General features: G+C 73.8%; 10 protein-coding genes. 3 read left to right on the plus strand and 7 right to left on the minus strand.

The window, feature by feature from the left end:
- Nucleotides 1-105 precede the first annotated feature (105 nt).
- Nucleotides 106-1,113 (minus strand): DinB/UmuC family translesion DNA polymerase, encoded by a 1,008-nt coding sequence (locus OG429_RS09880; protein WP_328924926.1) that lies wholly within the window; start codon nt 1,111-1,113, stop codon nt 106-108.
- Nucleotides 1,110-4,631: a DNA polymerase III subunit alpha gene (locus OG429_RS09885; protein WP_328924927.1), complete on the minus strand. Its 3,522-nt coding sequence runs from the start codon at nt 4,629-4,631 to the stop codon at nt 1,110-1,112. Before OG429_RS09885 ends, OG429_RS09880 begins: the two co-directional genes overlap by 4 nt.
- 238 nt (nt 4,632-4,869) lie before the next feature.
- Between OG429_RS09885 and OG429_RS09890 the strand changes: the two genes are divergently transcribed.
- Entirely contained in the window at nt 4,870-5,952 is a 1,083-nt protein-coding gene (locus OG429_RS09890) for a DUF3533 domain-containing protein (protein WP_328924928.1), read from the plus strand.
- Nucleotides 5,953-5,989: 37 nt separating this feature from the next.
- Here the strand turns inward: OG429_RS09890 and fxsBH are convergent, their stop codons facing one another.
- On the minus strand, nt 5,990-8,326 hold the full coding sequence (gene fxsBH, locus OG429_RS09895) for a radical SAM/SPASM protein FxsBH, inactivated beta-hydroxylase extension form (RefSeq protein WP_405681436.1): 2,337 nt from the start codon (nt 8,324-8,326) through the stop codon (nt 5,990-5,992).
- Between the two features lie 139 nt (nt 8,327-8,465).
- On the opposite strand from fxsBH, the gene OG429_RS09900 reads away from it, so the two are divergent.
- Nucleotides 8,466-9,326, plus strand: coding sequence for an alpha/beta fold hydrolase (locus OG429_RS09900; protein ID WP_328924930.1), 861 nt, complete (start codon nt 8,466-8,468; stop codon nt 9,324-9,326).
- A 114-nt stretch (nt 9,327-9,440) separates the two neighbouring features.
- Here the strand turns inward: OG429_RS09900 and OG429_RS09905 are convergent, their stop codons facing one another.
- Nucleotides 9,441-10,337, minus strand: coding sequence for a S1 family peptidase (locus OG429_RS09905; protein WP_328924931.1), 897 nt, complete (start codon nt 10,335-10,337; stop codon nt 9,441-9,443).
- Nucleotides 10,338-10,797: 460 nt separating this feature from the next.
- Nucleotides 10,798-12,117 (minus strand): DUF5685 family protein, encoded by a 1,320-nt coding sequence (locus OG429_RS09910; protein WP_328930215.1) that lies wholly within the window; start codon nt 12,115-12,117, stop codon nt 10,798-10,800.
- Nucleotides 12,118-12,400: 283 nt separating this feature from the next.
- Between OG429_RS09910 and OG429_RS09915 the strand changes: the two genes are divergently transcribed.
- Entirely contained in the window at nt 12,401-12,853 is a 453-nt protein-coding gene (locus OG429_RS09915; RefSeq protein WP_328924932.1) for a cell division protein SepF, read from the plus strand.
- 9 nt (nt 12,854-12,862) lie between these two features.
- On the opposite strand, the gene OG429_RS09920 is transcribed toward OG429_RS09915, so the two are convergent.
- Together OG429_RS09920 and OG429_RS09925 are read right to left on the minus strand one after the other, a co-directional pair.
- On the minus strand, nt 12,863-14,035 hold the full coding sequence (locus tag OG429_RS09920) for an acyl-CoA dehydrogenase family protein (protein WP_328924933.1): 1,173 nt from the start codon (nt 14,033-14,035) through the stop codon (nt 12,863-12,865).
- Nucleotides 14,036-14,138: 103 nt separating this feature from the next.
- A complete protein-coding gene (locus OG429_RS09925; RefSeq protein ID WP_328924934.1) occupies nt 14,139-15,830 on the minus strand; it encodes an MFS transporter in 1,692 nt (563 codons plus the stop codon).
- Nucleotides 15,831-15,919 lie beyond the last annotated feature (89 nt).

The raw sequence follows: 15,919 nt of genomic DNA on the forward strand, positions 1-15,919 counted from the left end.
TCACAAGGGGGAGCTGCTGACGCTAAATTACGGGTGAGTAGCAACACTGGGAAGTTACGCGTCGGTAAAAACTCGCGTGTCGGGCGATCCTCTGGTGGTACGCGGTCACGCCGCGAGCGTGCCGCGGGCGATGGCCTGCGGTCCGAAGCGGGCGCGGACGCGGTCCGTGACGGCTTCCAGGCGGCGGGCCTTCTCGTCCTCGGGGTCCAGACTGAGCTGCCGCGTGGCCCGTTCGGCCGGGGTCAGGTCCTCGGCCCGCAGGGACAGCGCCCGGACCCGGGCCCGCTGCAGGCCCAGCCCGGCGTACAGGGCGTAGGCCGTGGCGGTCAAGGCGGCGGAGTGCGCGGTGGGTTCGGCCAGGGTGCGGGTCCGCGTGAGCGTGGTGCGGTCGGCGCAGCGGACGGTGAGCGAGAGGGTGCGGCAGACCTGCCCCGGGCCCTGTCCTTGTGTACGAAGGGTACGGAGCTTCGCGCCCAGCTCTTCCGTCAGCGAGAGCAGGGCCCGCCGGTGCCGTACGGGATCCAGCTCGTCCCGTTCGAAGGCCCGCTCGGCGGCGACGGCGCGGGCGGCCGCGCCCGGCCGGACGGGGGTCCGGTCGATCCCGAGGGCGCGCTCCTGCACCTCGCGGCCGAGCCGGGCGCCGAGGATCCGCCGCAGGGCGGCGGGCGGGGCGGCGGCGACCCTGCCGACGGAGTCGAGGCCGTAGGAGCACAGGGTGCGGGCGGCCTTGGGGCCGACGCCGTCGAGGGCGGTGACCGGCTTGCCGGCCAGGAACCCGGCCGCGGCGGCGGGCTCGTCGGGGATCACCAGGGTCGCCCCGGGCCGGGCCTCGCGGGCCGCCGCCCGGGCCAGCATGGGGTTGCCGGCCACGCCGACGGAGGCGTCCACGCCGTACAGGGCGAGGGCCCGGACCCGGATCACGGAGGCCAGCCCGGCGGCGTCGCAGCCGAAGTACCGCAGCGCGGCCCGGACATCGGCGAGGGCCGCGTCGGGCGGCAGGGCCTGCACGGCCGGGGTGATCCCGCCGAGCAGCGCGAGCACCCCGGCGTACGCGTCCGCCCCGAGCGGACCGCCGTCGGCGGGGTGCAGCCGCAGGCACATCACGGTACTCATCCCGCGCTCCCCGGGCTGGAGTGCCACAGCTTGCGTCCGGTCGCGGGGCCGGAGCCCGGCGGCTGGAGGTCGGCCCAGGGGTTCATCTCGTACCCCGTGGACAGCCGGATGCGGCGGCCCGGGCCGGCGGGCCCGGGCGTGGCGGGCAGCTGCTCCGCGAGCCGGGCCGCGACCGCGTCCAGCCCGCCGGCCGCCCGCAGTTCCACCAGCTCGGCCAGGTTCCAGGCCGCCGCCCCGACCACGCTCAGGCTCTGCGGGCCCCGCCGCTGCACGACGCCCCGCACCAGCAGCAGGAAGGAGTGGAAGACGGTGTGTGCGCAGGCCTCGTGGCTGTCGTCGAAGAAGGCCAGGTCGACCAGGCCCGTCCCGTCGTCCAGCGTGGTGAAGATGACCCGCTTCCCGGACCGGATCGGCGGGGTCTGGGTGGCCGCCTTGGCCCCCGCGACCAGGACCGTCTGCCCGTGCCCGGCATCCCGCAGCCGCCGTGCCGGGATCACCCCGAGCTCGGCCAGGAAGGCGTGGTGGTCCGCCATCAGGTGCCGCGAGGCGTCCATGCCGAGGACGCCCAGCTCCGCGCTGAGCCGCTCCGCGTCGGTCAGGTCGGGCAGCCCGACGGAGGCCGTGGACCGGCCGCCCTCCAAGGGGAGTTGAGGACCACGTACGCCGGCCGCCCGCTGCGCCCCGTGCAGTTCGGTCAAGTGCAGCAGCAGGTCGCGCCGGTTGGCGCCGAAAGCGTCCAACGCCCCGACCTGCGCGAGGCGTTCGGCCACCGGGCGGCCCGGGTGCGCCCGGTCCCAGAAGTCGCGCAGGGAGGCGTACGGCCGTCCGGCCTCGATCCGGCCCGCCTCGGCCTCGCTGATGCCGTGGACGTCGGACAGCCCGAGCCGCAATCCCCACACCCGAGGCGCATCGGACACCAGTTCGATACGATGGGCGGCCGCCGACCGGTTCACGTCCAGCGGCAGCACGGGCACGCCCCGCCGCCGTGCGTCCGCCAGCAGCAGCCGCTTCGGGTACATGCCCGGATCGTGGGTGAGCAGCCCGGCGTAGAAGGCCGCCGGGTGGTGCGCCTTCAGCCACGCGGACTGGTAGGTGGGCACCGCGAAGGCCACCGCGTGCGCCTTGCAGAATCCGTAGCTGCCGAAGGCCTCCACGATCTCCCAGGCCCGGCCGACCACTTCCACCGGATAGCCGCGCTCGCCCGCCTTCGCCGCGAACCAGACCTTGATCCGCCCCTGCGACTGCGGGTCGGACAGCCCGCGCCGCACCCGGTCCGCCTCGTCCCGCCCGCAGCCGGTCATGATGTTCACGATCTCGATGATCTGCTCGTGGAAGACCACCACCCCGTACGTCTCGCGCAGCGCGTCCGCCAGGTCCGGGTGCGGGAAGCGCACCGGCGCCCGCCCGTGCCGGGCCTCGATGAAGGGCCGCACCATGTCGGCCGCCACCGGCCCCGGCCGGAAGAGGGAGATGTCGACCACCAGGTCGTGGAAGGTCGACGGCTGGAGCCGTCCCACCAGGTCCCGCTGACCGGGGGACTCGATCTGGAAGCAGCCCAGTGTCTCGGCCGAGCGGATCAGCTCGTACGTGGCCCGGTCGCCCGGCGGTACCTGCGCCGGGTCGTCCAGGTCCAGCTCCTCCCCCGTGCCGCGCCGGATCTCCGCGACGGCGTGCGCCATCGCGGACTGCATCCGTACGCCCAGCACGTCGAGTTTGAGCAGCCCGAGGTCCTCCACGTCGTCCTTGTCGAACTGGGACATGGGGAAGCCCTCGCCGCTGGTGGGCACCACGGGGGTACGGGCGAGCAGGGAGGCGTCGGAGAGCAGCACCCCGCACGGGTGCATGGCGATCCCGCGCGGCAGCGCGTCGAGCGATTCGACGAGCTCCCACAGCCGCCCGTACGACTCCCCGCGCACGTCGCGCAGTTCGGGGAGCTCCTCCAGCGCGGCGCGGGCGTCGCGGGCCCGGATGTGCGGGAAGGCCTTGGCGAGCCGGTCGACGGCGGCCGGGTCCATGGACAGGGCGGCGCCGACGTCGCGGATGGCGTGCCGGACCCGGTAGGTCTCAGGCATGGAGACGGTGGCGACGCGCTCGGTGCCGAACCGCTCCATGATCCGCCGGTAGACCTCCAGCCGGCGGGCGGACTCCACGTCGATGTCGATGTCGGGCAGGACGCGCCGGCGCTTGGACAGGAAGCGCTCCATCAGCAGGCCGTGCTCGACGGGGTCGGCGTGCGCGATGCCCAGCAGGTGGTTGACGAGGGAGCCGGCGCCGGAGCCGCGGGCGGCCACACGGATGCCCATCACCCGTACGTCGTCGACCACTTGGGCGACCGTCAGGAAGTACGAGGCGAAGCCGTGGTAGGCGATGATGTCGAGCTCGTGGTGCATCCGCTCCCAGTACGCGGGGTCGTCCGCGTATCCGCGCAGCACCATGCCGGCCGAGGCGCGGGAGGCGAGGACCCGCTGGGCGCTGCGGTGGGCCGCGCCGACGAGGCGGGCCTCGGGGAAGTGCACGGATCCCATCCCGAGGTCGTCCTCGGGGTCCACGGAGCAGGCCTCGGCGGTGTGCCGGGTCTCCGCGAGGAGGCGCCGCGCGTCGGCGGGGCGCAGGCCGGCGGCCCGGGCGATGCGGTCGGCGGCCTCGGCCATGGCGCCGGGGTCCTTGAGCCAGCGTTCGCCGCTGTCGAGGGAGGCGCGGGGGTCGATGGGGACCAGGCGGCGGGCCGCGTCGAGGATGTCGGCGACCGGGCCCTGGCCGGGGTCGGCGTAGCGGACGGCGTTGGTCAGCACGGCCGGGACGCCCTGCTCGGCGGCGAAGCCGACGGTACGGGCGGCCAGCCGGAGCGATCCGGGTCCGGTGCCGGTGCGGCCGTGGTGGACGGCTTCCAGGCGCAGGGAGTCGCCGAAGACCTCCCGCCAGGGCGCGAGCAGCCGGGCGGCCCGGTCGGGGCGGCCCGCGGCGAGCGCCCGCCCCGTCTCGGAGCCGGGCCCGAGCAGGACGAAGACGCCCTCGCCGCGCAGGGCGCTCCAGGGCAGCACCGGCTGCCGTCCCGCGTCCCCGGCCCCGACCCCCGCGTGGGCGGCAGTGACCATCCGGCACAGCTCGGCCCATCCGGTGGCCCCGTCGCGGGCGAGGAACACCGCGCGCGGAGCCGATTCGTCGATGAAGGCCCCGCCCTTGACGGGGTTGCGCCGCCGGTACGAGGCCTCGGCGGAACCGGCCGGCCCAGTCGTTCCCGACCCGGCCGGGCCCCCCGACCCGGCCGAGCCCGCGGCGGGCGGTCCGGCGGGCGACGCGGCAGGCGACACGGCCAGGTCCACACCGAACAGGGGCCGGATGCCGGCCTTCGCGGACGCCTTGGCGAACCGGACCGCGCCCGCCAGGGTGTCGCGGTCGGTCAGGGCGAGGGCGTCCATGCCCCGCTCGGCGGCACGCTCCGCCAGTCGTTCCGGGTGCGAGCCTCCGTAGCGCATGGAGAACCCCGAAACGGTGTGCAGATGCGTAAAACCGGGCACCCGCGGCCTCCTGCTTCGCTCGATGAACCTCCCCCCGTCATCCACCATAGAGCAATTCGAATATCCGTGCGAAACACTTGTTCGATCATCCTGGGCGCCGGTGCGGAACCTCCGTGCGGGACGTGCGGGGCGCCAGTGCGGGGCGTCGGTGCAGGGCATCGTGCGGGGCATCCGTCCAGGTCATCCATTCGGCCCGCCCCTGCTGCGTGCCGCCCCCGGTACGCCGAGCGTGTGAGACATGACCCAGCCCACCCAGAACACCGACGCAGGCCGGTCCGGCGGCTTCCTCGCCGAGATCAAGGACGCCGTGACCATCCGGGCGGCGTTGCTGGTCCTGGGGGTGCTGGCGCTCCAGCTCGCCTTCATCACCTCGTACATCGGCGCGTTCCACCACCCGAAGCCCAGCGAGATCCCGATCGCCGTGACCGCCCCCCTCGCCCAGGTCGCCGAACGGTCCGCGCAGCAGCTCGCCGACCTGCCCGGCAAGCCGCTCGACCCCCGTACGGCCAAGGACGAGGCCGCCGCGGTCGGCCTGATCGAGAACCGGGACGTGGACGGCGCGCTGATCATCGACCCGGCCGGCCGGACCGACAGGCTGCTGGTCGCCTCCGGCGCCGGAGCCGCTCTCTCGCAGGCCCTCGAGGGGGTGGTCGGCGCGGTCGAGCGGGCCCAGGGCCGGACGGTCCAGGTCATCGACGTGGCCCCGGCCTACAAGGGCGACAGCCGCGGCCTGAGCTCCTTCTACCTGGTCATCGGCTGGTGCGTGGGCGGCTACCTGTGCGCCGCGATCCTCGCGATCAGCGCGGGCGCCCGGCCCGCGAACCCCACCCGCGCCGTCATCCGGCTCGGCGCGCTGCTCGTGTACGCGATCGCCGCCGGACTGCTCGGCGCGGTCATCGCCGGCCCGGTCCTGGACGCACTGCCCGGCTCCCTGATGGGCCTGTGGGGGCTGGGGACCCTGGTCGTCTTCGCGGTCGGCTCGATCACGCTGGCCCTCCAGGGGCTGGCGGGCGTGGTCGGCATCGGTCTGGCGATCCTGCTGGTCGTGGTGCTCGGCAACCCGAGCGCCGGCGGCGCCTACCCGTACCCGCTACTGCCGCCGTTCTGGAGCACCATCGGCCCGGCCCTGCCCCCGGGCGCCGGTACGTACGCCGCGCGCTCCATCACGTACTTCAAGGGCAACGACCTGGCCGGGCCGATGCTGGTGCTGGCCGGCTGGGCGGTGCTCGGCTCCGCGGTCACGCTGGCCTGCGCGGCGTTCCGCAGGGGCCGGCCGGGGGCGGCCGTGGGCAGCGGGCTGCCGGACGACGCCACGGGCTGAGCCCCGGGTGGCGCTGGGCCGGCGCGGACCGCGGTGGTCACTCCTCCCCGGCGGCGGCGTCCTTCGCCGCAACGCCCCCGGCCCCCGCCTCGAACTCCCCGCGCAGTTCGCCCACGACCGCTTTGCCGCTCACCGTCAGCTCCGCCGCGCCGGACAGCCGGTCCAGGGCGCGCTTGATCGCATCCCCGTCGCCCTCTCCCTCGCCGTCACCGTCCCCGCCGCCGAGGCCCTCCGACCGCCGGTACTCCTCGGCCGCCACCCGCGCGTACGCATCGGCCAGCAGCTCCGACACCGGCACCGGCCGCTCCCGCCAAGGGGATTCGTGCAGCCACTCCCCGTCCAGCGCGTACAGGTCGGTCACCTCGGTCAGCTCGCGCAGCCGGGCCCGCCGCCGCCCGGTGAGGAGCGCCAGGGCGGTCCCGCGTACGCCCGCCGAGCAGGGCACGCCCAGCGCGCCGGGCCCGCACCGCCCCGCGCGCCCCCGGCCGGCGCCCGCTCCGCCCACGAGTGGTGTGAGCGTGCCCAGGCCGGCCGCGGTCTCCCGCGCCAGGACCGGCACCGTGCGGTGCAGCAGCGCCCAGGCCGCGCCGAGCCGCCGCTGCCAGCCCTCGGCTGCGGCTCCGTCCAGCCTCGGCGAGGGCGGCCGGGAGAAACAGTCGCGGTAGGGGTCGACGTCCTCCAGAGCCATCGGCCGCACCCACGCTCCGGTTCCCGGAAGGACCCGTACGGGCTGCCAGCGCGGACCCTCCTCGGACAGCCCGAAGCGGGTTTCGGTGCCGCCTTCCCGTACGGAGAACCCCGCGTCGGCGGCCCTGATCCCGGCCCGGCCCTCCTCGGCGGACGCGCCGGTGCGCAGCAGGCCGAGCGTGGGCAGGTACAGCGCGCCGCCCGGGTGGACCACGGGCACGGTCATGTCCAGCCGCCCTCGCACCACGGCCGCCGCGGCCAGCGCGGACAACTGCCGGACCGGTTCCGTTCCCGGGGGCCGCCCCCGGCGTACCGGATCCAGGGCGGCGAGCACCCACGCGCGGGTGTACGGATGGTCCAGTACGGCGTCCAGCGCGTCCGGCGCCGCGGCCTCCACGGCCGCGAGCAGCTCCCAGGAGCGCTGCCAGTCCTCGCCCCGCTCGCCCCCCGCCTCCGCCATGTCACTGTGCAGCCGGGCCAGCAGTACCCGGGTCAGCTCCTGCTGGGAGGCCAGGAGTGCGGCGGGCCCGGCGACCTCGGGCGCGATGACGACGGGGGCGGTGCGCGCTTCGACCCCGTCCACCAGTTCCCGCAGGTCGGCGCAGTAGACCGAGGGGTTGTCGAACCCGTTCGCGGCCCGGTAGCGGTGCGCGTAGAGGCCTCCGCCGCACGAACGCACCACGGGGCACCGGCGGCACTCGGCGCTGACGCCCGCGAGGCCCGACTGGCGGGCCCGGATGCCGGGGTGGGCGGCCACCTCGTCGAAGCTGTGACGGAAGACGTCGAATCCGGTGGCGGCGGCACCCTCGTGAGCGGTCTTGAGCGAGTCGGCCTGCTCCAGCGTGCCGTCGGTCTCGACGACGACCAGGTCCGTGGGTGCCAGGCCGAGCGACTCCGTCAGGCTCGGCCCGCCCCGCAGGGTGCTCAGGAGCGAGTCGAACAGCCGGACGGGCACCGGCCTGCCCCGCGCCTCCCAGTGGTCGAAGGCCCGCAGGAGCCACCGGGCGTAGGCCACGGGCAGCCCGTCGGGCCGGGCCGGGGGCGTCTCCCACGTGGCGTGCGGCAGCAGGAAGTCGATGCGCGGCGGTTCGAGCGAGGTGAGCGCGTCGAGCACCGCGCGGGGGTCGTTCTCGACGTCCACCGTGCAGAGCAGGCCCTGGTACAGGTGCCGGTAGCGCTCCTGCCTGAGCAGTTCGAGCGCCTTGAGGACCAGGGGGTGGCTGGAGCGGCCGTCCGCGAAGCGGCGGTGCCGGTCATTGGCCGTGCGGTCGCCGTCGAGGGACACCCCGACCTTGACCCCGTACTCGGCGAAGAGGTCGAGGAAGGGGACGCCCAGCCGGAGCCCGTTGGTATGGATGCGCAGATCGAGTCCGGCCACCCCGTGGAGGGCGCTGGTGAGCACCTCGCACAGCGTCCGCAGCCGGTCGGGGCCGGCCAGCAGGGGCTCGCCGCCGTGCAGGATGACGGTCACCGCGGGCAGGCCGTGGGTGGCCGCGTGCTCGGCGAGTCGCGCCGCCACCCGCTGCGCCACCAGTTCGGAGAGTGCCTTGGGCTGTTGCCGCCAGCTCTGGTCCGCGTGCTCGTAGACGTAGCAGTGGTCGCACGCGAGATCGCATCTGCTGTGCACCTTGACCACGAACTCGCGGAAGGGGACGAGCCGCACGCCGCCGTCCCCGGTGACCTCCATCGCGACGGGTGTGCCGCGCTCGGAGCGAGGGGTGGTTGGCACGGTTCCCCCCTCAGGGTCGTGGTCGTGTTTCCATCGGTGGAGCTGTCGTCATGAGACTAGAGACATCCGTAGGACGCCGACAGACCACGGAGGTGCAGTGCGCGTCGAGGTCAGGGCGGGAGACGGCCGCCGGATCGTGGCCGAGGACTGGGGTGCGCCGCACGGGGTGCCCGTACTGCTACACCACGGCACCCCGGGCAGCCGGCTCGGAACCGCCCTGCCCGGCATCACGGACCGCTACCCGGACATCCGGTTCTTCGCCTACGACCGACCCGGGTACGGGGATTCCGAGCGGTGCCCGGGGCGGACGGTGGCCGACGCCGCTGCGGACTCCGCCGCGGTCGCGGACGCCCTGGGCGTGGACACCTTCGCCGTCGTCGGCCGCTCCGGCGGCGGCCCGCACGCCCTCGCCTGCGCGGCGCTGCTCCCGGAGCGGGTGACGGGGACGGCCGCCCTGGTCAGCCTCGCACCGTGGGATGGAGCCGGACTCGACTGGTTCGCCGGCATGACCGCCCACAACGCGGAGCACTACGCGCTCGCCGTCCGCGATCCGGCGGCCCTGGAACGGCGGCTCACCCCTCGGGCCGCGGCGATCAGCAGCGATCCGGCCCTGTTGCTGGACGAGCTGCGGGCCGATCTCTCCGACGCCGACCTGCCGGTCCTCTCGGACCACGGGGTGTATCAGACGCTGCTGGACAACTACCGGGAAGCGCTGCGCACTTCCGGGTACGGCTGGCTGGACGACAGCCTGGCCTTCTGCCGGCCCTGGGGCTTCGATCCCGGCTCGATCCCCGGCCGGGTCCTGCTGTGGCGCGGTGCCGAGGACACCTTCTCCCCCCTGGGCCATTTCCGCTGGCTGGCCGGGCACATCGAGCACAGCACCACGGTCATGGAGCCCGGGGCCGGCCATTTCGGCGCTCAGTGCGCGCAGCCGGAGGCCCTGGACTGGCTTCTGTGACGGCTGACTGCTGACCGCTGCCTGCTCCCCCAAAGGCGAGCCCCTGCCCACGAGCTGGGCAGGGGCTCACGGTCGTGCCGCAGGCCGGGCGGGTCTCCTACCCGGCCCCGGGGATCAGTACACGCTGACCCCGTAGGCGTTGAGGGCCTCGACCACGGGCTGGAAGTAGGTGGTCCCGCCCGAGGAGCAGTTGCCGCTGCCGCCGGAGGTGAGGCCGACCGCGCGGGTGCCCGAGTAGAGGGGGCCGCCGCTGTCGCCGGGTTCGGCGCAGACGTTGGTCTTGATCATGCCGTAAACGATGTCGCCGCCGCCGTAGTTGACGGTGGCGTTGAGGCCGGTCACCGTGCCGCTGTGGGTTCCGGTGGTGGAGCCGCGCCGGGTCACGGACATGCCGTTCGTGGCGTTGACGGCGCTGGTGATGTCCTGGCTGCCGACGGTGCCGGGGTGGGCGAGCGAGGTGTTGTCGTAACGGATGAGGCCGTAGTCGTTGGTGGGGAAGCTGGAGCCCACGGTCGCGCCGATGGTGGTGGTGTGGGAGGAGTTGGTCCACCAGGTGCCCGCGCCGTCGGTGCAGTGCCCGGCGGTCAGGATGTAGTAGGTGCTTCCGCTGCGCACGTTGAAGCCGAGCGAGCAGCGCCAGCCCGACGCGTAGATCGCGTCGCCGCCGGAGATCAGCTTGGTCAGCTTGCCCGGGGTGCGCTCGATGCGCAGGGCCCCGGCTTCGGCGCCGGCCTCGCGCTTGATTCTCGCGATGTCGGCGGCGGAGACGGTGGAGTCGGCGGCGACCACGAGGGTCCCGGTGGCGGGGTCGGTGTGCCAGGCAGTGCCGGCGACATTGGCACGCAGGACGGATGCGCCGGCCGAGGCCAGCTGGGCGGAGCTGAACGCCGCGTCCTTGCCGTCCCGGCTCGCGTCCGCGTTCGCCACGGTGGGGGCGGCGAGCGCTGCGACGGCGGCCAGGCCGGTGGCCACCGCGAGCAGCCTGGTACGGGTGATGCTCTTGATCCTCACTTCTCGTCCTCCGAGAGGGTCGGGGGCCCGGCGGTCGTGGGGGTGCCGGAGCCCGTGAGGCGCAGCCGGGGCACGGGTAGTGCACGCTTTTGCGCCGTGTCCCTGACAAGCACTGTCGGGAGTGTGGGGGCGTCAGTTACCGGTCGCAAGGGCGTCTTTCAGCCGCCCCTCGCTCGCCGCCGCACCGAAGAGCAGCGTGTTCCGGGGCGGCACCCCCGACCCTCCCCCGGAACGGCCGGAATTCGACCTTCCGGGTAATCGGCCGGCCTGGAAGTCCCCCCGGACGGGGTCCGGGAGGGGTGCCGGTCCCGCGGGGCACGGCGGCCACCCGGCGGCCGCGCCGTTCCCGCCGGTCGACGGGCGGATCGTCTGCGTCATCGCTCATCCCGCACCCCTTCCACACCGGTCCGGACGGGAACCGCGGGGTAGCCCGTCCGGACCTGCGGAATCTGAAAAGGGTTCAGCAGCCGCAGTCGCAGCCGCAGTCACACCCGTCGCAGCAGCCACCGTCGCCGCAGCAGTTGCAGCAATCGCAGTTGCAGCCGTCGCAGTCGTCGCACCAGGCGTCGCGCTTCTTCCGCGACCACGGACCCTCATGGTCCGTGCAGCACAGCTGACAGGTGCAGAACAGTCCGAGGGCCACCGCGCAGCCGGCGAGCAGCCCGCGGCGCGGCTTCTGCGGGGGCAGGCCGCCGCCACCACCGCCGCCACCGCCACCGCCGGGCCCCATGGGCGGCGGCATGCCCGGCCCGCCCGGAGCGTGGCCGGGAGCACCCGGCGCGTAGGGGTTGCCACCCCCGTACGGAGCGCTGCCGTACGGGCCGGGTCCGCCCGGCGCATAGCCCTGCGGCGCGTAGCCCTGCGGCGGCGGCCCGTAGCCGCCCTGCCCCTGCCCGGCGGCGTTCGTCCCGACGTGCCCGCAGCTGCTGGTCCCGAAGGCCCGGTCCACCGATGTGCGCAGCTCGTGCACGAGCAGCCGGTGGGCGAGTCCCGCGTCGGCGAACTCGACCTCGCGCAGCGCCAGCCTGATGCCGTGCAGGGCGTCGTCGCACAGCCGTCGGGCCTCGGTGAGCGAGGTCCCGGTGGCGGTGAGCGGGTTCCAGGCGCCCGCCGCGGCGTCGGCGCTCCGGTCCTCCACCGCGTCCAGCAGGTGCGCGAGCCGCCCGAAGTACCGGCCCGCCTCGGCGAGCGCGGGGGCGTTGCCTGGCCGTCCGGCCAGCTGCGCGGTATGGGCGAAGGCCGCGGCCGTCGCGGTCTCCGTCGGTTCGGTCACGACGAGTACGGGCGTGCCGAGGCCGGCCAGCGTCTCGATGCCCGCCTGCCGGTCCACGGCGTCGACGAGGACCGCCGTGTCGAAGCCGAGCGAGGCCCCGGTGCGGGCACCGGCCCGGTCCCAGCCGCGGGCCACCTTGCGGGCGGCCGCGGCTATGGGGGCGCGGGCCAACAGCCCGTCGCGGTCCGCCACGTGGTCCCGTACCTTCGCGGAGGCCAGGACGAGCGAGACGGCGGCGGCGAGCCGGGCTCCCTCGCCGTTGGCGACCGGGGCCGTACGCATCCCGCGCAGGGGGCAGGGGCCCGCGGTGCGGCGGGCACCGGGCGCCGGACCGGACTGAGCCTCCGTCAGAACGGAGACGAGCAGCCCGTCGTAGTTGGTGACGATCCGGGCGAACTGGCCGTGGTCACCGCGAAGTGCCAGGCAGAGCCCGCACAGATGAGCCATCCACTCCGCTTTGAACCGCTCCCCCAGCCGGTGCGTGCAAGGTCTGACGATGCCGAACAACTGCTTCCCCCGTGTGTCGTACGCGTGCCTGCCCGGCATGGTATCGAGCCGGATTCTTCACCCGTACGTCCCCGTCGCTCACCCGTACGGACGTGGCAGTCGTATTTTCACTCAGTCAGCAGTGTTAGCCGTCTGGATCCTTGATCGTGCAACGCATGTTCTGCACCAGTACCGTCACGAAACCCGTGCGCGGCGACTATCCACTTGGCGCGTTGTCAGCATCATGGACGACCATAGGGGCAGCGGAGAGAAGACAGACTGACCGCGGTGAAAGGAGGCGTCCATGGGTTCGGTGCGCAAGGCGAGTGCCTGGCTGGGTCTCGTGGAGGACAGCGACGACGAGCGTTACTACGACGACGACTACGCGGAGGCCGCCCAGGGTGGCTCGGTGTCCGGGCCCGGCGACCAGTGGGTCACCGACCCCCGGGTCAGGGTGGCGTCGGAGTCGGCCGTCGAGCAGGGCCGTCGGATCGCGACGGTCACCCCGGACGGCTTCCGTGACGCGCGGGGGATCGGCGAGCTGTTCCGCGAGGGCGTCCCGGTGATCGTCAACCTGTCGTCGATGGACCCGGGCGACGCGAAGCGCGTCGTCGACTTCGCGGCCGGACTGACCTTCGGGCTGCGCGGTTCGATCGAGCGGGTGGCGACCAGGGTCTTCTTGCTGACCCCGGCCGACACCCAGATCGTGAGCGGCGAGCCCGGCGGCCGCTCGCGCGAGTTCTTCAACCAGAGCTAGGCAGGGCCCTCACCGGAAGGCGTCGAGCCCGGTGAGCGCCTTGCCCAGCACCAGTTGGTGCATCTCGACGGTGCCCTCGTAGGTGAGGACCGATTCGAGGTTGGTGGCGTGCCGCATGACGGGGTATTCGAGTGAGATCCCGTTGGCACCCAGGATGGTCCGCGCGGTGCGACAGATCTCGATGGCCTCGCGGACGTTGTTGAGCTTGCCGAAGCTGATCTGCTCCGGCCGCAGGGTGCCCGCGTCCATCCGCCGGCCCAGATGGTGGGCGAGCAGGATGCCCTTGTGGAGTTCGAGGGCCATGTCCGCGAGTTTGGCCTGGGTGAGCTGGAAGCCGCCGATCGGCCTGCCGAACTGCTCCCGCGTCTTCGCGTAGCCGAGCGCGGACTCGAAGCTGGAGCGCGCCGCGCCCATCGACCCCCAGATGATCCCGTACCGCGCGTGGCTGAGGCAGCCGAGCGGCCCCTTGAGCCCGGTGACCTCCGGCAGCACCGCGTCGGCCGGCAGCCGTACGTCGTCCATCACGAGCTCGCTGGTGACGCTGGCCCGCAGCGACCACTTGTGCTTGATCTCCGGCGCGGAGAACCCGGGGGTGTCGGTGGGCACCGCGAACCCGCGGATCCCCTCGTCGGTCTGCGCCCACACCACGGCGACCGCCGCGACGGAACCATTGGTGATCCACATCTTGCGGCCGTTCAGCACCCAGTCGGTGCCGTCGCGCTTCGCGTACGTGCGCATGGCGGCGGGGTCGGAGCCGACGTCGGGCTCGGTCAGCCCGAAGCAGCCGATCAGCTCGCCGGCCGCCATGCCTGGCAGCCAGCGCTGCTTCTGCTCCTCCGAGCCGTACTTCCAGATCGCGTACATGGCGAGCGAGCCCTGGACGGAGACCAGCGAGCGGATGCCGGAGTCGGCGGCCTCCAGTTCGAGGCAGGCGAGACCGTACTGAACGGCGCTGGCGCCGGCGCACCCGTACCCGGTGAGGGACATGCCGAGCGCCCCGATGGACCCGAGCTCCCGGGCCAGCTCCCGGATCCCGGGCAGCTCGCCGCTCTCGTACCACTGCGCGATGTGCGGCAGCACACGGTCGGCGGCCCAGCCGCGGACGGTGTCGCGGATCGCGAGGTCCTCGGGCCCGAGGAGCTCGTCGAGCCCGAGCGGATCAAGGGGCAGGAACGCGGACACGGGGCCTCCCGAAGGCCTGAGTACAGAACCTAGCAGCGCGAGTTTTACGCTCCGCCGACGCTATGCGTCCGCGCCGGGCAAATCCAGCCCCACCCGCGTCCGGTCAGCCCGCCTGCTCCACCGGAGACGGACACGGCTCGCCGCTGACCTGCGCCGGCAGCCGCACGACCGCGGACTCCGCGGGGGACTCGGTGCGGGCCTTCGCGGGGGTTTGCGCGTCGGTCTCGCGGTCAGCCGCCCCGCACTCCATCACCCGCGGCAGCCTCAGCGCCATCACGGCCCCCGCCAGCAGGAGCCCCGCACTCACCAGGAGCGTCACGTGCAGCCCGTGCACGAACGAGTTGCGGGCGGCGGCGTACAGCGCCGCCCCCGCCGGCCCTCCGAGGTGCACGGCGATCTGGTAGGCCTCGCCCAGGGAGTGCGCGGCGCTCGCCGAGTCCGCGGGCGAGACCCCCGGCACCCGCGCGATCCCCGGCGCGTACGCGGCGTTCATCACGCTGCCCAGCAGCGCGATGCCCATGCCCGCGCCCAGCTGGTACGAGGTCTCGCCGATCGAGGCCGCGCCGCCCGCGGTGTCCGCGGGGGCCTCGCTCAGCATGGACTCGTACGCGGCGAACAGCGTGGTCTGGAGCCCGAAGCCGAGCAGGATGAAGCCGGCGGTGAGCAGCACGGGCCGGTCGTGCTGGCCCATGAAGGTCAGCAGCAGCACGGCGAAGGCGGTGAGCAGGAAGCCCAGCGAGACCATCGTCCGCGGCCCGATCCGGGCCAGCGTGTACGAGCCGGTGGCGCCCGCGGCCATGGCGGCGAAGGTGAGCGGCAGCAGTCGCAGGCCGGTCGCCAGCGGGCTGAGGTGCAGCACCAGCTGGAGGTACTGGACGGCGATCAGCTCCAGGCCGACCAGGGCCAGCATGGCGAGCACGATGCAGCCGACGGAGGTCGAGAAGGCGGCGCGGGAGAACATCCGCATGTCGATCAGCGGGTGCGTGCGCCGCTTCTGCCTGCGTACGAAGAGGACGAGCAGCGCCACCCCGAGCACCAGCGGCACCAGCGCCTGCGCGTCGAGGAGCTGCCGCTCGGCGCCCAGCCGCTTGATGCCGAGCACCGAGCCGAGCACGCCGGCGGCGGCCATCAGCGCGCCGGTCACGTCCCACGGTCCGTCGCAGGAGCCCTTCGACTCGGGCAGCAGCCAACGCCCCAGCGGCAGGATCAGCGCCATCAGCGGGATGTTGATGAGGAAGACGGAACCCCACCAGTAGTGCTGGACGAGGAAGCCGCCGAGCACGGGTCCGCTGGCGGCGCCGATCGCGGCCACGGCGGTCCAGATGCCGATGGCCAGGGCCCGCTCGCGCCGGTCCGGGAAGACCTGGCGCAGGATCGACAGGGTGGCGGGCATGATCATCGCACCGCCGATGCCGAGCAGGGCGCGCGCGGCGATGAGGACCTGGGCGTTGTCGGCGAGGGCGGCGATGGCGGAGGCCACGCCGAAGAGCCCGTAGCCGAGGAGGAGGACGCGGCGGCGGCCGACCCGGTCTCCGAGGGTGCCGAAGAGGATCAGCAGCGAGGCGCAGACCAGCGGGTAGGCGTCGACTATCCAGAGGAGCTCGATCGAGCCGGGGCGCAGGTCCTCGGTGATGGAGGGGACGGCGACGTGCAGGATCGTCGCGTCGAGCGCGACGAGGACGAGGCTGACGCACAGCACCGCCAGGACGACCCATCGGTTGGCCCCGCCGGAGGCTGCGCGGAGCCGCTGCCAGGGCGAAGGGGTCCTGGCCCCGGCCGCGTTCGTCCCCGACATGCATGTACCTCCCAGGTGATCCCTCGCGCTCGGCGGACCAGCGTCTTGCGGAGCCACGGGGGGTGGTGCGCTGTGCGGCGTCCAACGGG

This window comes from Streptomyces sp. NBC_00190 (assembly GCF_036203305.1).
GTDB lineage: Bacteria > Actinomycetota > Actinomycetes > Streptomycetales > Streptomycetaceae > Streptomyces.